Annotated in this window: 17 protein-coding genes; 12 read left to right on the top strand and 5 right to left on the bottom strand. The window is 59.1% G+C overall.

Annotation, left to right across the window (positions count from 1 at the left end; translation table 11 throughout):
• Position 1 precedes the first annotated feature (1 nt).
• Positions 2 to 892: a LysR family transcriptional regulator ArgP gene (locus GOW98_RS10465; RefSeq protein WP_170331698.1), complete on the bottom strand. Its 891-nt coding sequence runs from the start codon at positions 890 to 892 to the stop codon at positions 2 to 4.
• Between the two features lie 87 nt (positions 893 to 979).
• On the opposite strand from GOW98_RS10465, the gene GOW98_RS10460 reads away from it, so the two are divergent.
• The 6 genes from GOW98_RS10460 (at position 980) to GOW98_RS10435 (ending at position 6,747) form a co-directional block, all read left to right on the top strand.
• A complete protein-coding gene (locus tag GOW98_RS10460) occupies positions 980 to 1,579 on the top strand; it encodes a LysE/ArgO family amino acid transporter (protein WP_170331696.1) in 600 nt (199 codons plus the stop codon).
• A 40-nt stretch (positions 1,580 to 1,619) separates the two neighbouring features.
• Positions 1,620 to 2,528 carry a DMT family transporter gene (locus GOW98_RS10455; RefSeq protein WP_170331694.1) on the top strand — a complete coding sequence of 303 codons (909 nt, stop codon included), beginning with the start codon at positions 1,620 to 1,622 and terminating at the stop codon, positions 2,526 to 2,528.
• Between the two features lie 90 nt (positions 2,529 to 2,618).
• A complete protein-coding gene (gene betI, locus GOW98_RS10450) occupies positions 2,619 to 3,191 on the top strand; it encodes a choline-binding transcriptional repressor BetI (RefSeq protein ID WP_170331692.1) in 573 nt (190 codons plus the stop codon).
• Complete coding sequence (betC, locus tag GOW98_RS10445; RefSeq protein ID WP_170331690.1) at positions 3,188 to 4,696, top strand: choline-sulfatase; 1,509 nt, start codon at positions 3,188 to 3,190, stop codon at positions 4,694 to 4,696. The genes betI and betC overlap by 4 nt, the downstream gene beginning before the upstream one ends.
• 74 nt (positions 4,697 to 4,770) lie before the next feature.
• Complete coding sequence (gene betA, locus GOW98_RS10440; protein ID WP_170331688.1) at positions 4,771 to 6,429, top strand: choline dehydrogenase; 1,659 nt, start codon at positions 4,771 to 4,773, stop codon at positions 6,427 to 6,429.
• A gap of 78 nt (positions 6,430 to 6,507) precedes the next feature.
• Positions 6,508 to 6,747: a YdcH family protein gene (locus tag GOW98_RS10435; protein ID WP_170325806.1), complete on the top strand. Its 240-nt coding sequence runs from the start codon at positions 6,508 to 6,510 to the stop codon at positions 6,745 to 6,747.
• A gap of 55 nt (positions 6,748 to 6,802) precedes the next feature.
• On the opposite strand, the gene GOW98_RS10430 is transcribed toward GOW98_RS10435, so the two are convergent.
• Entirely contained in the window at positions 6,803 to 8,200 is a 1,398-nt protein-coding gene (locus tag GOW98_RS10430; RefSeq protein WP_170331686.1) for a helix-turn-helix domain-containing protein, read from the bottom strand.
• 65 nt (positions 8,201 to 8,265) lie between these two features.
• Positions 8,266 to 9,471 carry a multidrug effflux MFS transporter gene (locus GOW98_RS10425; RefSeq protein ID WP_170331684.1) on the bottom strand — a complete coding sequence of 402 codons (1,206 nt, stop codon included), beginning with the start codon at positions 9,469 to 9,471 and terminating at the stop codon, positions 8,266 to 8,268.
• Between the two features lie 183 nt (positions 9,472 to 9,654).
• On the opposite strand from GOW98_RS10425, the gene GOW98_RS10420 reads away from it, so the two are divergent.
• The 3 genes from GOW98_RS10420 (at position 9,655) to GOW98_RS10410 (ending at position 12,258) form a co-directional block, all read left to right on the top strand.
• Entirely contained in the window at positions 9,655 to 11,187 is a 1,533-nt protein-coding gene (locus tag GOW98_RS10420; RefSeq protein WP_170331682.1) for an acyl-CoA carboxylase subunit beta, read from the top strand.
• A gap of 98 nt (positions 11,188 to 11,285) precedes the next feature.
• Positions 11,286 to 11,771 (top strand): DUF6497 family protein, encoded by a 486-nt coding sequence (locus tag GOW98_RS10415; RefSeq protein WP_170331680.1) that lies wholly within the window; start codon positions 11,286 to 11,288, stop codon positions 11,769 to 11,771.
• A gap of 133 nt (positions 11,772 to 11,904) precedes the next feature.
• Positions 11,905 to 12,258, top strand: coding sequence for a hypothetical protein (locus tag GOW98_RS10410; protein ID WP_170331678.1), 354 nt, complete (start codon positions 11,905 to 11,907; stop codon positions 12,256 to 12,258).
• A gap of 87 nt (positions 12,259 to 12,345) precedes the next feature.
• On the opposite strand, the gene GOW98_RS10405 is transcribed toward GOW98_RS10410, so the two are convergent.
• Complete coding sequence (locus tag GOW98_RS10405; protein WP_170331676.1) at positions 12,346 to 13,497, bottom strand: DcaP family trimeric outer membrane transporter; 1,152 nt, start codon at positions 13,495 to 13,497, stop codon at positions 12,346 to 12,348.
• A 650-nt stretch (positions 13,498 to 14,147) separates the two neighbouring features.
• Here GOW98_RS10405 and GOW98_RS10400 point away from each other — a divergent pair.
• Both GOW98_RS10400 and GOW98_RS10395 read left to right on the top strand, forming a co-directional pair.
• Complete coding sequence (locus GOW98_RS10400; protein WP_170331674.1) at positions 14,148 to 14,351, top strand: hypothetical protein; 204 nt, start codon at positions 14,148 to 14,150, stop codon at positions 14,349 to 14,351.
• Between the two features lie 114 nt (positions 14,352 to 14,465).
• On the top strand, positions 14,466 to 16,511 hold the full coding sequence (locus GOW98_RS10395) for an acetyl-CoA carboxylase biotin carboxylase subunit (RefSeq protein WP_170331672.1): 2,046 nt from the start codon (positions 14,466 to 14,468) through the stop codon (positions 16,509 to 16,511).
• A 76-nt stretch (positions 16,512 to 16,587) separates the two neighbouring features.
• On the opposite strand, the gene GOW98_RS10390 is transcribed toward GOW98_RS10395, so the two are convergent.
• Positions 16,588 to 17,034: a DUF4174 domain-containing protein gene (locus GOW98_RS10390; protein WP_170331670.1), complete on the bottom strand. Its 447-nt coding sequence runs from the start codon at positions 17,032 to 17,034 to the stop codon at positions 16,588 to 16,590.
• Positions 17,035 to 17,318: 284 nt separating this feature from the next.
• On the opposite strand from GOW98_RS10390, the gene GOW98_RS10385 reads away from it, so the two are divergent.
• Positions 17,319 to 17,951 carry a hypothetical protein gene (locus GOW98_RS10385; RefSeq protein WP_170331668.1) on the top strand — a complete coding sequence of 211 codons (633 nt, stop codon included), beginning with the start codon at positions 17,319 to 17,321 and terminating at the stop codon, positions 17,949 to 17,951.
• The last annotated feature ends 14 nt before the right edge of the window (positions 17,952 to 17,965 follow it).

Raw genomic sequence — 17,965 nt, 5'->3', positions numbered from 1 at the left:
ATCAGCGCCGAGTGGTTAGCAACGCCTGTGCCGCAACTTGTTTGACCGAAGCGGTCAGTGGTGCCAGCGCAGAGGACAATACGCGGCCCACTTGCCATGTCAGCGGTACGTCCAAGGGCGCTTCAGGCAGCAACGGAACCAATCGCCCGTCATCCAATGCCTGCTGTGCCAGCCCGATCGGGTTCATACCCCAACCCATCCCCGCCATTGCCGCGTCCACGAAACCCTGCGGTGAGGGCAGGAAATGCGAGGGCGGCGCAATCCTCTGACCGGTCTGATTGGTAATCCACGACTTTTGCAGACCATCCTTGCGGTTGAAGGTCAGGCAGGGTGCCCGGGCCAGCGTGCGCGCAGTCACACCATCGGCAAACCACTGGCGCACATAGCTCGGGCTTGCGGTCGCGATATAACGCAGCGCCCCCAAATCCAAAGCATCGCAGCCCGCCACCAGTTGGCTGCCCACCGTGATGGCGGCGCTGACCTCTCCGCGCCGCAACCATTCCGCCGAGTGGTCCTGATCATCGACCACCAGATCGAACAGCAGACCATCGACCTGTGCCATGGCGTCGATGAACCACGTCGCTAACACGTCGGCGGGAACGGCCACGCGGACACGCGCGGGGCCGCTCGCCTGATCCAGAGTTAGTTCCCGGGCCAGTTTGGCCTCGAGCAATCCAATATCCTCGGCATGTTGCGCAATTCTCAACCCGGCCGGAGTACCCGTGCATGGCGTACCGCGATGGATCAGGGCCGCGCCGACGCGATCCTCCAGCGCCTTGATCCGCTGCGATATGGCTGAGGGTGTGACGGCCAGCTCGGTAGCGGCGGCCTCAAAGCTGCCGTGTCGCAAGATCGAAGACAGCGCCGACAGGTGATTGGGATCAAGCAGCATTAGCTAAACTTAACTGAGGTCAACATCTTTAATTTGATAGAGGGCCGCAATACCCGTAGTCAATGCCTCGTAACCAAAGGAGGTCACATGTCTACATCCTTGATCGCAGGCTTCGTTTTGGGCTTCAGCCTTATTCTTGCTATCGGAGCACAGAACGCTTTTGTGCTGCGTCAGGGGCTACGACGCGAGCATGTGCTGCCTTTGTGCCTGACCTGTGCTGTGTCCGATGCCATACTGATCGCCGCCGGAGTTGCGGGGTTCGGCGCGCTGGCCTTGGCAGCACCTTGGTTCGAAACGGTGATGCGCTATGGCGGCGCGATCTTTCTGACATGGTATGGCTTGCGCAGCTTGCAATCGGCGTGGCGCGGCGGTGCGGTGATGGACGTGGCTGAGGGGCAGCGCGCCAGCCTGAGGTCGGTTCTGTTGACCGTACTGGCTTTCACCTGGCTGAACCCGCATGTCTATCTGGATACGGTGGTGCTGATCGGGTCGATCTCGGCCCAATATGATGACCGATTGGCCTTTGCGCTGGGCGCGATGCTATCCAGTTTCGTGTTCTTCTTTTCACTGGGTTACGGGGCTGGCGTTCTGTCTCCTGTCTTTGCCAGACCGCGGGCATGGCAGGTTCTGGATGTGGCGATCGGCGTGGTAATGCTGGGGATCGCTTACAAACTTGTGGCGATGTGAAGGGTTGCCCCTGCAGGGGTTTCGGTGCTCTACCGTTAAAATGACAACTCTTGCGCCAACATATCGCCCGCTGGTGGGCATGTTCTGGATGTTCGCCGCCGGGGTGTCCTTTGTGGTCATGACCGCGCTGGTCAAGTCGCTAGGCTCGACGATGGACCCGATTCAGGCGGCGTTTATTCGGTTCGTCTTTGGGCTGGTCTTTCTGTTGCCCGCCCTGAAACTGGTCCTGACGACGCACCTGACGCGCCGACACCTGACCCTTTTTGGGGCGCGCGGGATCGTGCACGCCGTGGCGGTGATGCTGTGGTTTTTCTCAATGACGCAGATTCCCTTGGCCGAGGTCACGGCGATGAATTACATGACGCCCGTGTATGTCACCTTGGGTGCGGCGCTGTTTCTGGGTGAGAAACTGGCCTTTCGCCGGATTGCCGCGATCTGTGTGGCGGTGATCGGCGTCATCATCATTCTCCGGCCCGGGTTCCGCGAGGTTTCAGCAGGCCACCTGACGATGCTGGGCACGTCTCTGGCGCTTGGTGCGTCTTACCTGATTGCAAAAGCGCTTGTGCGGGACCTGCCGCCGTCGGTGGTCGTGGCGCATATGTCGATCTGGGTGACGATTGCCCTGATCCCATTTGCGGTGGCCGTCTGGACCCCGCCCAGCCTGCGCGATCTGGGCGTTCTGTTTCTGGTCGCCAGCTTTGCCACCGCCGGTCACTACTTCATGACGATTGCGCTGAAAGCCGCACCTGTGGCGGTTACGCAGCCGGTGACCTTTTTGCAGCTGATCTGGGCCACACTGGTAGGTGCCTTAGTTTTTCACGAGAGCGTCGATGTTTGGGTTGTCGCGGGCGGCTCGCTGATCCTGTCGGCTGTCAGCTTCATCGCCTGGCGTGAGGCGATATTGAACCGCAGTAACCTGACCACACCCAGTATTGCGCCCAAGATTTAGCGGCATTCAGCGCGTGAAAAAGGTTATTAATTGACGAGTCAATAAAAACCCCGTAGCGTTTTTCCCACCTAACGTTGGGAGAGGACAGCTATGCCGAAACTCGGAATGGAGCCAATCCGTCGCGACGCGATCGTACGCGCGACGATAGCCGAGCTTGGGTCGAAAAAGTCCCTCGACGTGACTGTCAGCCAGATCGCCAAGCGGGCCGGAATGTCCAGTGCCCTGGCGCATCACTATTTTGGCGGCAAAGATCAGATTTTTCTGGCCGCAATGCGACGCATCCTGTCCGATTTTGGTGCCGAGGCGCGTGGGGAACTGAAAACCGCGCCTCCGAAGGAGAGGGCGCAGGCTATCATCCGTGCCTGCTTTGCGCCGTCGTGCTTTACGCCTGATGTCATCGCGGCATGGATGACGTTTTACGTTCTGGCCCAGACAAACGACGAAGCCCTGCGGCTTTGGCAGATTTATCAGTCGCGTATCCGATCCAACCTGATCGACGCCCTGCGCCCGTTGATGAGCGATCCGGTCGAAGCGGCCGAGAACATGATTGCCCTGATCGACGGGCTGTATATTCGCGCTGCCCTCAGCGCTCCGGAAGAACCCCAACTGGCCGTGAACCACGCGATGCGTGTTCTCAATACTCTGCTCGAGGCTGAAAAATGACAAAACCAAACATTCTGATCCTGATGGTGGATCAGCTCAACGGGACCCTCTTTCCCGACGGTCCCGCAGACTGGCTTCATGCTCCGAACCTGAAGAAGCTGGCGGAACGGTCGACGCGGTTTGCCAATGCCTACACCGCCTCGCCATTGTGCGCGCCGGGGCGGGCCAGCTTCATGTCCGGCCAGTTGCCCTCACGCACGGGCGTTTATGACAACGCGGCCGAGTTCAACAGCGACATCCCAACTTATGCGCACCACTTGCGCCGCGCGGGCTATTACACCTGCCTGTCGGGCAAGATGCACTTTGTTGGCCCCGATCAGCTGCACGGGTTCGAAGACCGTCTGACCACCGACATCTATCCCGCCGATTTTGGCTGGACGCCGGACTATCGCAAGCCTGGTGAGCGGATCGATTGGTGGTATCACAACATGGGTTCGGTGACGGGCGCAGGTGTGGCCGAAATCTCGAACCAGATGGAATACGACGACGAGGTCGCCTACAACGCCAAGGCCAAGCTCTATGATCTGGCGCGTGGCAATGATGACCGTCCGTGGTGTGTGACCGTCAGCTTTACCCATCCGCACGACCCGTATGTGGCGCGCCGGAAATACTGGGACCTCTACGAGGATTGCGAACACCTGCTGCCCGAGGTTCCGGATCTGGGCTACGACAATCAGGACCCGCATTCCAAGCGTATCTTCGACGCCAATGACTGGCGCAGCTTTGACATCACCGAGGAAGACATCCGCAAATCCCGTCGCGCGTATTTCGCCAATATCTCGTATCTGGACGACAAGATCGGTGAGATTCTCGAGGTTCTGGAAACCACGCGGCAAGAGGCGATCATCCTCTTCGTCTCGGATCACGGCGATATGCTGGGCGAGCGCGGCCTGTGGTTCAAGATGACCTTCTTCGAAGGCTCGTCGCGCGTGCCGCTGATGATCTCGGCACCGGACCTGCCTGCAGGGCGGATTGATACACCGGTTTCGACCATCGACGTGACACCCACGTTGGGCACGCTGGCGGGCGTGGACATGGCCGAGATCGCACCATGGACCGATGGCGAAGACCTCGTGCCATTGGCGCAAGGCGGTGAGCGGACCGCGCCGGTGGCGATCGAATACGCGGCCGAGGCATCCTATGCCCCGCTGGTCTCGCTGCGCTATGGCAAGTGGAAGTACAACCGTTGCGCACTGGACCCGGATCAGTTGTTCGACGTGGAGGCTGACCCGCACGAGCAGGCCAACCTTGCCGAAGACCCCGCCCATGCCGGAACACTGGAATCCCTGCGCGCGAAATCCGAGGCCCGCTGGGATCTGGACCAGTTCGACGCCGAAGTGCGCGCCAGCCAGGCCCGCCGTTGGGTCGTCTATGAGGCGTTGCGGCAGGGTGGTTACTACCCGTGGGACTACCAGCCCCTGCAGAAAGCGTCCGAACGCTACATGCGCAACCACATGGATCTGAACACCGTTGAGGAAAGCCAGCGTTTCCCGCGCGGCGAGTAACCTCTTCACCTTTTTGAAAATACTCCTGCCGAACGGTTCCAAACGCAGTTCGGCAGGTTATGGAGACCTGAATAATGGAAGCAGATTTCGTCATCGTTGGCGCAGGGTCCGCGGGCTGCGCGATGGCTTATCGCCTGAGCGAGGCAGGGGCCTCGGTTCTGGTGATCGAACATGGCGGCACCGATGCCGGACCGTTCATCCAGATGCCAGCGGCGCTGAGCTATCCGATGAACATGGCGCGCTATGACTGGGGTTATCAGTCCGAGCCCGAGCCGTACCTGAAGAATCGCCGTTTGGCCTGCCCCCGCGGCAAGGTGATCGGCGGATCGTCCTCGATCAACGGGATGGTCTATGTGCGCGGCCACGCGCGCGACTTCGACACATGGTCCGACATGGGCGCGGATGGCTGGTCTTATGCGGATGTGCTTCCGTACTATAAGCGTATGGAAACATGGCACGATGGCGGCCATGGTGGCGATCCTGAATGGCGGGGCAAAGATGGCCCCCTGCACGTGTCGCGCGGCCCGCGTGAGAACCCTCTGTTCCAGGCCTTTGTCGATGCCGGTCAGCAGGCGGGGTACGAGGTCACCGGCGACTATAATGGCGAAAAGCAGGAAGGCTTTGGCCCAATGGAGCAGACCGTCTGGAAAGGACGGCGCTGGTCGGCGGCAAATGCCTATCTGAAACCTGCGCTCAAGCGTGAAAACTGCGAAATCGTGCGCGGATTGGCGTCGCGCGTGGTCATGGAAAACGGCCGTGCGACCGGCGTAGAACTGATCCGTGGCGGCAAAAAAGAAATCATCCGGGCCCGGCGCGAAGTAGTTTTGGCTGCGTCCTCGATCAATTCGCCCAAGTTGTTGATGCTGTCGGGGGTCGGTCCGGCGGCCCATCTGGCCGAGCACGGGATCGAGGTTGTTGCAGATCGTCCTGGGGTTGGCGCAAACCTGCAAGACCATCTGGAACTGTACATCCAGCAGGCCTCGTTGCAGCCGATTACGCTGTATAAGCACTGGAACCTTGTCAGCAAAGGCCTGATCGGGGCGCAGTGGCTGTTCACGAAAACCGGTCTTGGCGCGTCGAACCAGTTCGAAAGCGCGGCCTTTATCCGTTCGAACCCGGGGGTCGAGTATCCGGACATCCAGTACCACTTCCTGCCCATCGCTGTGCGTTACGATGGGCAGGCCGCGGCGGAAGGGCACGGCTTCCAGGCGCATGTGGGACCGATGCGCTCGCCATCGCGCGGGGCGGTCACGTTGCGTTCAGACCGACCCGAAGACGCCCCGGTGATCCGGTTCAACTACATGAGCCATGAAAAGGACTGGGAAGACTTCCGCAAATGTATCCGCCTGACCCGCGAGATTTTTGGGCAGGACGCGTTCAAACCCTTTGCAGGCAAGGAAATCCAGCCGGGCGCCGACGTGCAGAGCGATGAAGAGCTAAATGGCTTCATCGCTGAACATGCCGAAAGCGCCTATCACCCCTGCGGTACCTGCCGGATGGGCCGGGCCGACGACAAGAACGCGGTTGTTGATCCTGAGGGTCGAGTTATCGGTGTCGACGGGCTGCGGGTCGCCGACAGCTCGATCTTCCCGCAGATCACCAACGGCAACCTCAACGCGCCGTCGATTATGGTGGGTGAGAAAATGTCGGATCATCTGCTGGGCAAAGAGGCGTTGCCAAAGGCTAATGACCGCCCGTGGATTCATCCGGCATGGGCGACTGCGCAGCGGTGATTTGATCCGCGTCAAAGCGGGGTGTGAGAAATATCTATAGACCTGACTCGCAACGACATATTTTAGGAGCGAACAGGAATGTCCCACACCCCGCATGAACTGGCCGAAGAGTTTCCGGACAAAGTCGAACTGATGAGCCAGCTCAAGCAATCGGATGCGCATTTCGCCCGGCTGGCGGATGAGTATCACGAGGTCAACCGCGTAGTGCACCGCGCGGAAACCAACATTGAGCCGATGGAAGACTTGGCCGAAGGCGAGTTGCGCAAGAAGCGCGCTGCGCTGAAAGATGAGATCTGGTCGATCCTGTCTAAGGCTTAAGATCCAAGGGCGGGGGCTCTGCCCCCGTCGTGTCAGTCGGCGCTACCTCTGAAGTTCAGGTGACCTCATAGGGCAGGGTGCCGCGGGTATGGGCGTCGATGGACAGGCGGCGTTCCAGAGGCGGGACCGAGCGTTGGTGGCAGTTTTGCCGCTCGCAGATGCGGCAGGAAATGCCGATAGGTTCGTAGGCGATTGCGTTATTGATGTCGAGGTTGTCGGCATAGACCAGCGCCTCGGCATGACGCGTCTCGCACCCAAGGGCGATGGCATAGCGGCGCACGGGCGCGCCGTAAGAGCCGCCCGATTTCGATACATCCCTTGCCAGTGAGATATAGCGAACGCCATCCGGCGTTTCCGCCAGTTGCCGCAGGAAATGGCCTGGGGTTTCAAAGGCGCGGTGGACGTTCCAAAGGGGGCAGGCACCGCCAAAGCGGGCGAATTGCAGGCGCGTGGCCGAATGACGTTTGGTGATCGTACCCGCCTGATCGACGCGCACGAAGAAGAACGGGATTCCCTTGGCGCCGGGGCGCTGCAGAGTCGAGAGCCGGTGCGCCACCTGTTCAATGGACGCGCCAAACCGGTTGCTGAGAAGTTCAAGATCGTGGCGGTAGTCCTGCGCGGCAGCCAGAAAGGCATCATAGGGCATCAATGATGCCCCGGCGAAATAGTTGGCCAGACCGATCTTGGCGATGGCGCGGGCCTCGTCGCTTTGGAATTTGGCGAAATCCAGCGTGGCGTCGAGCAGCTTGTCCTGACTGATCAGCGCCACTTGCAGCAGCAGTTGAAACACCTGTGTCGGCGGTGCTGTGCGCGACGAAAGTTGCAGCGTTTTGCTGTCGGCGTCGTATTTTCGGGTTTCGGGAATGTCGACGAACTGCACCCGAATGCCGCGCTCGCCCAAGCTGCTGATGGCTGCCGCGCGGATGCCGCCGGCCTCTTCGGCGCGTTGCGAAAACCGCTCGGCCGCGCGGTCGACCGCGTCGATGTAGTTGTCGCAATAGTGGAAGAAGTCCCGCACTTCCTCCCATGGGCTGGCCTGTATCTGCGCGTCTTCACGGCCCAGGGCCTCGTCCAGCGAGGCCAGCCGTTCGTGTGTTTGACGGTATGTGCGATGCAACGCGATGAACGCGCGGGCCAGTGCGGGCGCGTTCGATGCGGTCAGGCGCAGATCGGCCAACGGCGGCATGTCGTCGAAGACGGGGTCCGCCAACGCCTCGCGCATGTCTGAGACAAGGCGCTCGCTGTCGCCGGTGCTCAGTTCGGTGACATCCATGCCGAATTCCTGCGCCAGCGCCAGAACAACTGTGGTCGAGATCGGCCGGTTGTTGTTCTCCATCTGGTTCAGGTACGGCAGAGAAACCCCCAATTTTGTGGCGAATTCCTTTTGCGTCAGGGTCAGGCGCGTGCGCATTTCGCGCAGTTTCGCACCGGCGTATAGTTTTTGGGTAGCCATCGCGTGCCTTTGCAACTTTTCTGTTGTGGCAAGCTAACTTTGCAAACCGTTCGGCGCAAGCTGTGTTACAGGCCCAATTGCCTTTCGCGCCGGATAACCGAAACGATGGCGCAGATTGCCAGAACGGATGTCGCCAGCATCAGCCATAGCAGCGGCATCGCGCCGGTTTCATGGGTCAGCAGAGCTCCGGCAAGGGCGCTGAGGCCTGCGCCGCCGCCCAGCATGATCGCGCCACTCAGGCCTGATGCAGTGGCGGCAAGATGGGGGCGTACGGACAGGGCGCCCGAAGTGGCATTGGGGATTGTCATGCCGTTGCCGATTCCCACAAAGGTCATGAAGCCGAAAAAGCTGAGCGCGGTGCCGAAGCCCGCGAGAAACAGAATGGCCGAAAGGGCGACGCCGATTGCGTTCAGCCAGCAGCCCCAGAACACCATTCGGTTCACACCAAACCGAACCGAATACCGCCCGCTGAAGAAGTTCCCAAAGAAATAACCGACGGCTGGTGCGCCAAAATAGATACCGACTTGCGCGGCACTAAGGCCAAAGAGTTCGGTTCCGATAAAGGGTGCTCCGCCCAGATAGGCAAAGAAGGAGCCTGAGGACAAAGCAGATGACAGCGAATAGCCCCAGAACCGGGGTGAGCGCAGCAATTCAGGGTATTCGCGGAACTGCTGTATCAGCGTCTTGCCGCTTTTGGCTGAGGTTTCGCCAAAGTCGACATAGGTCAGGGCCAGCGTCATGACTCCTAGTGCAAAGGGCAGCCAGAAATTGGCCTTCCAGCCAAAGCTCTCTTCCAAAACGCCACCAATCGCCGGGCCGATCATGGGGACAACGGCCATACCCATCGTGACATATCCGATCATTGAGGCCGCCTGATCCTGATCATACAGATCGCGTACCGCAGCCCGGCTGAGCACCATGCCCACAACCACAACGGCCTGACACATCCGAAAGACCAGAAACACCTCGATGTTCGGGGCGTAGATGCAGCCGAGCGTGGCGACGAGGAACAGCGCCAGCCCCCACAGTATGACAGGTCGACGACCGGCCTTGTCCGCGATCGGGCCGATCAAGATCTGCAATACTGCATTGACCAGCAGATACAGCGCAATCGACAGTTGCATCACCTTGTAGTCGGCCTGAAAGTGCAGCGCCATGTTTGGTAGGCTGGGGAGGAACAGGTTTAGGCTGAGCGCGGACAGCCCAGACAGCAAAACCAACGTCGATATCGTGGGGGGCGAGCGGCGCACCCGGGGTGAACTGAACTGCATGGTTCACAGGTATAGTGACCGTTTCAGGGATTGCTATCCCTGACTGCGTTTCACTGTGATACTTAGCAAATTTACAGTTTTCCAGAAGTTTGTTGCGGTTGGTTTGCAAATTTGCCGAAAGATGCTTTGGCCCTGATGCGTATACGTATAGTGTCGCGCGAAATCTCACAGGGAATGAGCGCCATGAAAGATATCCTTACCGAGCTTGAAGACCGCCGCAACGATGCCCGGCTGGGCGGTGGGCAAAAGCGTATCGACGCGCAGCATGGGCGTGGCAAGCTGACCGCGCGCGAGCGGATCGAACTGCTGCTGGACGAGGGCAGCTTTGAAGAGTTCGACATGTTCGTCAGCCATCGCTGCACCGATTTCGGGATGGAAAAACAAAAGACTGCGGGCGATGGCGTGGTTACCGGCTGGGGCACGATCAATGGCCGGATGGTCTATGTGTTCAGCCAGGATTTCACCGTGTTTGGTGGCTCGCTTTCGGAAACCCATGCACAGAAGATCTGCAAGATCATGGATATGGCAATCCAGAACGGCGCGCCGGTCATTGGAATCAACGACTCGGGTGGTGCGCGAATCCAGGAAGGCGTCGCCTCGCTGGCGGGCTATGCCGAGGTGTTCCAGCGCAATATCATGGCCTCGGGCGTGGTGCCGCAGATCAGCGTGATCATGGGCCCCTGTGCCGGTGGCGCAGTTTATAGCCCGGCGATGACCGATTTTATCTTCATGGTCAAAGACACCTCTTACATGTTCGTGACCGGCCCTGACGTTGTGAAAACCGTCACCAACGAGGTCGTCACAGCCGAAGAACTGGGCGGGGCCTCGACCCACACCAAGAAATCCTCGGTCGCGGATGGAGCGTTTGAAAACGATGTCGAGGCGATGGCCGAAGTGCGTCGTCTGGTCGATTTCCTGCCGTTGAACAACCGCGAGAAACCCCCAGTGCGTCCGTTCTTTGACAGCCCGGAGCGGATCGAGACGTCGCTGGATACGCTAATCCCTGACAACCCGAACACGCCTTATGACATGAAAGAGCTCATCACCAAAGTGGCGGATGAGGGCGACTTCTACGAAATTCAAGAAGATTACGCCAAGAACATCATCACCGGCTTCATCCGACTGGAAGGGCAGACTGTGGGCGTTGTGGCCAACCAGCCGATGGTTCTGGCTGGGTGTCTGGACATTGACAGCTCGCGCAAGGCCGCGCGGTTCGTTCGCTTCTGTGACTGTTTCGAGATCCCGATCCTGACGTTGGTGGACGTGCCGGGCTTCTTGCCGGGGACTTCGCAGGAATATGGCGGTGTGATCAAGCACGGTGCCAAGTTGCTCTTCGCTTATGGTGAAGCCACCGTGCCGAAGGTCACGGTGATCACCCGTAAAGCCTATGGCGGTGCCTATGACGTTATGGCGTCCAAGCATCTGCGCGGCGATTTCAACTATGCCTGGCCGACGGCCGAGATTGCGGTGATGGGTGCCAAGGGCGCGACCGAGATCATCCACCGCGCCGATCTGGGCGATGCGGAAAAGATCGCGCAGCACACGCAGGACTACGAAGACCGGTTCGCCAACCCCTTCGTCGCCGCCGAGCGTGGCTTCATCGATGAGGTGATCATGCCGCAGTCCACCCGCCGCCGTGTGTCCCGCGCGTTTGCCAGCTTGCGGAACAAGAAGCTGAAGAACCCGTGGAAAAAGCACGACAATATCCCGCTGTAAGGGATATGCCGAAGGATCCGCCTGCCAGTGACTTCTCTGTAGGCGGATCATGGCCCAGCGGTCGGAATGAAGTTTGACTTTGAGACTTAAGTTGATAAATGACTGACTCCATCAGACATAGAATAGCGCGGGCCACAAGCCATGCGCGCGCGACCCCGGAGAGAGGAGCCCGCGTCAACCGGGGCTGGGGTCGCGCCTTTATTCTGATGCTTCTGGGATGGTCATCTACCGCTGTTGCGCAAGCCGAAAATCTGTTGCCGGTCCCTTCGGGACAACCCGTGCATCTGAGCGATGTGCTACTGGACAACAACCCGGGCGAGTTGTGGGTCAGGTTCCGTTTTGTGGCACCAAAGATCGGCTATACCGCCGGGCGGATCGGCTATGACGTCGCCTCGAACGATATGGAGCACCTGTGCCAGACTCTTGCGGTTGCCTATGTAGCGCGTCATGAGCTTGATCCGGCGCGTGTCGTGATCTCGCTGTCTGACCGACCTGTCGAATTCGGTCGATCTGCGCCTGACGCCACGCAGTTTTTTGAAGCCTACCGGCTGGAGCAATCCCAATGTATCTGGGAGGGGCTCTGACCATGAAACCCAATTTTCACCACCTCAGAGCGTATCTGAATATCAATGCGACTTTGGAGGTGCGCGATATGATCCCGTCTGTTTTGAGGGGTGACTCTGTTTCCCTGAATTCCGTGAACAGCGAGGTGCCGGAATGCTGAAGCACCGCGGTTTTCCCGGACGTCTTCCGGGCACGGATTTCCAGTTCACCATACGCCGGGCCAACCCCAAAGGGGTCACGCCGATCACGCGGCGCGAGCGGTTCCGCGATCGCAAGCCGGCCGACCGTCGTGCGGACGCCGCGTTCATGGAGGCCCTGTGGCAGAACTTCGGAGATCAGCCCTTCGAGCGTGGCAATCTGGATGCCGGTCGCCTTAGCTGGCTGTTCGAGCGCGAAGTCATCGCGGCTGAAGACCCATTTGATCCGGCCAGCTATGACGCGTTGCTGGTGATTGACGCGGACGCGGCGCGGATGTCGTTTCCTGATATCTTCGACGGGGTGCGCTGAGCCGTGCGAACCGCTGTCGCACATATCCATCCGGGGGAACCTTCGGAAAAAACCCTGCCCGGTCGCGGGCAGGGCGGTTTCGTGCGTTCAGAAATTCAGCTGCGCGGCGACCTGAACACGGTTGCCGTCAAATGTCCGGCCAGTGGTCGTATCGTTCCGCTCGCCATAGATGTATTCGGCGCTCAGCGTCAGATTTTCAGTGGCCTGATAGAAAGCGTTAACGTGGATCGTCTCCAACTCGGTAAAGGACAATGTGCCGGTCGAGGTCGGCAGGTCGTAGTCTTCCTTGCCGTAAGCGATGCCGACATTCCACTTTTCACCCAGATCTTGTCGCAGTTCGATGGTGTATCCGTCCACATCGTTGGCGACGCCGCCAACGACCGGATCACCAAGCCCGATCAGGTAGGGGCCAAGCGCTTCGCCGGTAACGTAGTTGACCTGAAACAGGCCGCCTGCCCACGGACGCACCGAACCAGACAGGGTAAAGCCGGTCTGATCCACCTCAACGCCACCACCTTCGGCCTTACCGTACAACGCGGCAGCGCGGGCGATGTAGGTTCCGTCATTGTATTCTGCCGAGGCGGTCAGCACGGGGTCGTCCGAATCCGATCCGCTGACGTTTTCTTCGACCGAAACAGCGAAGGACGTGTTGGTCGCAAAGCTGTTGGTATACCGGACCTGCGGCTGACGCGCGAAGGCAATGCCGACGGGACCATTGAATTCAACCGAGGTTGGATACGTGTCCAGCGGTTGGAAATTGGTCCAGTACTGGCCGATCAGCCAATTGTCCCCGATTCGGATATTGGCGTGGCGCAATCGGAACTCGGCGGTACCGTTAGAGGCGAACAAATCGACCTCCAGTTGACCTCCAATTTCGCCAATCGCACTGGGCGTGCTGGTCAGCAGGCCGATCCGCGACTGGCGAAGGGTCGCGCCAAAGGTGCCGTCAGTGGCAGCCGAGGGTTCACCTATGACATTCACAAACGCCGTGTCACCTTGGTCAAATTCGAAGTCGTAAAAGAAGTCGGCTTTAACGTATCCGTAAACATCCAGAGTGGTGTTGCCGATCCTGAATTCCCCTGGGGTAGTGTTCGGCCCTGTGGACTCCAGAGCTTCGATCCGGGCGCGCAGTGCATCCAATTCAGCCTGGGTCTCGGCATCTTGGGCAAAGGCCAGCGTGCTGGTGGCGCTAAGGGCAGAGGCAGCCAGCAAGAATGCCTTTTTTCTCTTTATAATCATTTGGGTGTTCCCTTGTGTGCAGAAGTGCACGCGCAAGGTTTCACGCAAGTTTCTGTGTGGGAAATCACGAGAACGGGACAGAAAGCGCCAAGTTTCTCAAGCAAAAGTGCGCGGAGAGCAAGCAAGTTTCACATCAGGGTGAACAGATCAGTTAACCTTTCGTTTGGCAATGTATTTTTGCTGGCACAATCCTTGTCGGGCTGTGATGATGCAGGCGCAGAAATACACGTCGGCGTTGTGATTTGTAACGCCGATGTGACAGCGCAAATGGCTAAAGACGAGCGTTTGAAGCCGCGCGGTGTCGGCGCAAATCTGCGCGGAAATTTGCCGAATGGGCGAATTCCAGCCGGAATTCCGCTGGGAAACAATACTGTGTTTGCGGCCTTGATTGTGCCGTGCAAAGTGGTTGAGCCGTGCGGCTCTACTTTGCCTGCGCCGCACAAGCACCTACTATTCCGTACCCCTTCCTACCGCGGGCAGGTTTGTGAAACTCACAAAACCTCGCCCGCGTTTTTCTTTGAGCGTGTTTCGCGCTTAAGGCGGCATAATTCTGCGCAAAACGCCGATTTACAGCGCGTGTTATTGAATAACAGTCCCCGTTTCCGGCATCTGCGCCCAGATGCATCAAGAAACCTAAAGGGGCAGAGCGTATGCGAATCTCAAAATTCATCCTTGCCGTGGCGACCTGTGCAGGCCTCGCGGCATGCGGGGACTCGTTTGGTGAACAGGCACTGCTTGGCGGTGGCGCAGGCGCGTTGGGCGCGGCGGTTCTCAGCGCCGACCCGTTCGTCGGTGCTGCAGTTGGTGCCGCGGGCAACGTGCTCTACTGCAAGACGCAGAACAACTGCAGGTAATGTAAACTTCGGGGCGCCCGTCGCCCAGACCGTCATCGCGCAACACGCCGTCGTGGGGTTCAAGCCCTGCGGCGGCGTTTTGCGTTTCCAGAACACCAAGACAAAGGACGTTCCATGTTCAACAAGATCCTGATCGCCAACAGGGGCGAGATCGCCTGCCGGGTCATCAAGACCGCCCGTAAGATGGGCATCGGCACCGTTGCCATTTACTCGGACGCGGACAGAAACGCGTTGCACGTGTCGATGGCGGATGAGGCCGTTCACATCGGTCCCCCGCCCGCGAACCAGTCTTATATCGTGATCGACAAGGTGATGGACGCCATCCGCCAAAGCGGCGCGCAGGCGGTGCACCCCGGTTACGGTTTCCTGTCAGAAAACTCGAAATTCGCCGAGGCGCTTGAGGCCGAAGGCGTGGCGTTCGTCGGCCCCCCGGTTGGTGCGATTGAAAGCATGGGTGACAAGATCACCTCGAAAAAGATCGCTCAGGATGCGGGGGTTTCGACGGTTCCGGGTTACATGGGCCTGATCGAAGACGCGGATGAGGCGGTCAAGATCAGCCAACAGATTGGCTATCCCGTGATGATCAAGGCCAGCGCCGGTGGCGGTGGCAAGGGCATGCGAATCGCGTGGAACGACGAAGAGGCGCGCGAAGGCTTCCAATCCTCCAAGAACGAGGCCGCGAATTCGTTTGGTGACGACCGGATCTTTATCGAGAAATTCGTGACCCAGCCGCGTCACATCGAAATTCAGGTCCTGTGTGACAGCCACGGAAATGGCATCTATCTGGGTGAGCGTGAATGCTCGATCCAGCGCCGGAACCAAAAGGTTGTGGAAGAGGCGCCATCGCCGTTCCTCGACCCCGAAACTCGCAAGGCGATGGGGGAACAGGCTGTGGCTCTGGCCAAAGCCGTGAACTACGCCAGCGCGGGCACAGTGGAATTCATCGTCGATGGTGACAAGAACTTCTACTTCCTCGAAATGAACACCCGCCTGCAGGTGGAACACCCTGTGACCGAGTTGATCACAGGCGTCGATCTGGTTGAACAGATGATCCGCGTGGCTGCAGGTGAAAAGCTGACGATCACTCAGGATGACGTGACCCTGACCGGCTGGGCCATCGAGAACCGTCTGTATGCCGAAGACCCGTATCGCAACTTCCTGCCGTCGATTGGCCGCCTGACCCGTTATCGCCCGCCGCAGGAAACGGCTGCCGGTCCGTTGCTGGTGAATGAAAAATGGCAAGGTGAAGCGCCCGAAGGCGACGCCGCCGTGCGTAACGATACCGGCGTCTATGAAGGCGGCGAGATCAGCATGTACTACGACCCGATGATTGCCAAGCTTTGCACCTGGGCCCCGACCCGCGAACAGGCGATTGAAGCAATGCGCGTGGCGCTGGATAGCTTTGAGGTCGAGGGCATCGGTCACAACCTGCCGTTCCTGTCCGCCGTGATGGACCATCCGAAATTCGTCAGCGGAGACATGACAACTGCTTTCATCGCCGAGGAGTACCCGGATGGGTTCGAAGGCGTTGAACTTTCCGCAGTTGATCTGCGTCGGATCGCGGCGTCCTGCGCGGCGATGTACCGTGTGGCCGAGATCCGCCGCACACGCGTTTCGGGCCGTATGGACAACCACGAACGCAAGGTTGGCAAGCGCTGGAACGTGGCCCTGCAGGGGCAGGAGTTCGACGTCAAGGTCAAGGCTGACAAGGAAGGCGCAACCGTCAAGTTCGCCGATGGTGAGACCTTGCGCGTGGCTTCGGATTGGACGCCGGGTGATCAACTGGCTGTGGTCGACGTGGACGGAAGCCCGTTGGTCATGAAGGTCGACAAAATCTCGGGCGGGTTCCGTATCCGCAACCGGGGTGCGGACCTGAAAGTGCATGTGCGCCGCCCGCATCAGGCCGCTCTCGCCAAACTGATGCCCGAGAAGCTGCCGCCCGATACCTCGAAAATGCTGCTCTGCCCGATGCCTGGTCTGATCGTGAAGATCGATGTCGAAGTGGGGCAGGAAGTGCAGGAAGGTCAGGCGCTGTGCACTGTCGAGGCGATGAAGATGGAAAACATCCTGCGCGCCGAGAAAAAGGGCACCGTTGCCAAGATCAACGCAGGCCCCGGCGACAGCCTCGCCGTGGACGACGTGATCATCGAGTTCGAGTGATCATGACTTCGCTTTTGCCATATCGCACTGAGTCCCCGGCGTTCTGCGCCGGGAGCTTGGGGCGTGGCGAAGGCGTTCAGCCGCCTTCGCGTCGTTCGCGAATCTCGCGTTGGCGTAGGGGGGTCTTGTCGATGGACCGGCCGATTTCACGCACGCTCCATGGGGACGGTTTGCGCAATTTGACGACGCCGTCCTTGTCGACGAACACCATCTGGAACCCACGTGGCCGCAACTGCGACCGGATCGGCGACCTTGCCGCCGGATCGGTGTCGGTCAGCACAACCACATCGCGGTCGCGCATGGCTGCTTCGCCCTCGACCAACATGTCGATCTGCTGCTGGAACCGCGGGTCGGCAGGCGTGTCTGCGAACACGACTATGGGTCGGTTGACCCAAAGAAACTCACTGAGTTCGCTGTCGCCAGCGGAGCGAACAAATTCGTCCTCTGCCGGAGCAGTTCCGTCGGCGGCCAATGTGGCCAACGGGAATAGTGCCGATAAAACAAGGGCAAGCGTACGTGTCATAAGGCCTCCTGTTCCATCGAATATAGCCTCTCTGCATGGGAAAGCGACCGTTGGAATGCACGAGGGGTTCAAAAAAGTGTCGAAATCGTCGGAACCCGGTTCGGCGCTAGTAGGCGTGGTGGGTTAGGCGAATGGAAATCATAGTGCATTTTGGTGCTCATCGCTGTGCAACCACCAGTTTTCAAGAGTATTTGCGCCATAACGCTGCGGCGCTTGAACAACAGGGTGTTGCTGTCTGGGGACCGGATTTTGTACGTGAAACAGGCCTGTGCGCTCTCAGATCCATGACATCCGAATCTCAGGCAGCGTTACAGCATGATCTGGACCAGTGTCAGGAAAAGGGTGTTCGACACCTCTTGGTCAGTGAAGAGAACTTTCTGGGGATGATGCCGCAGAACTTCCACAAGGGTGAGCTTTATCCCGAAGTTGCACTGCGCGCGCAGCTTGTAGCTGAGGCCTTTAATGGGCGTGTGACCAAGTTGGCGCTCAATATTCGCGCGCTGAATACCTATTGGTCTTCGCTGGCAGCCTACGCTGTTCGGAACAAGACAAGATTCGGAACACCGATGCGGTGGGCTAAAGTTACGCAACACCCGCGTAGTTGGCAGGACGTAATCACAGATTTGGCGGGCGCTTTTCCACAGGTTCCACTGTTGGTATTGCCGTTTGAGGAATTCGCCGGTCGTCCCAACGAGCAACTTGCCACTCTGATGGATATTGTCGCGCCAACCGAGGCGGCAGACTTGTGGTTCAACAAGGACCTGGATGACGAACTGCAGGTGCCCAATGGGGCACAGGAACTGAGTTTGATGACGAAATTTGCAGAGGATTTATCGTGGCTGGCTTCGGGGGCTGATGGTTTGGCCCAACTGTGCCTGCTGCAGGAAACAGAGCGCGGCGACGTTGCACCCGCTTAAGAACGAATGGACGA

Source organism: Ruegeria arenilitoris (assembly GCF_013032445.1).
GTDB classification, from domain to species: Bacteria; Pseudomonadota; Alphaproteobacteria; order Rhodobacterales; family Rhodobacteraceae; genus Ruegeria; species Ruegeria arenilitoris_F.
Note: the sequence above shows the minus strand (reverse complement) of the source record. Positions and strands in the feature narration are given on the sequence as shown.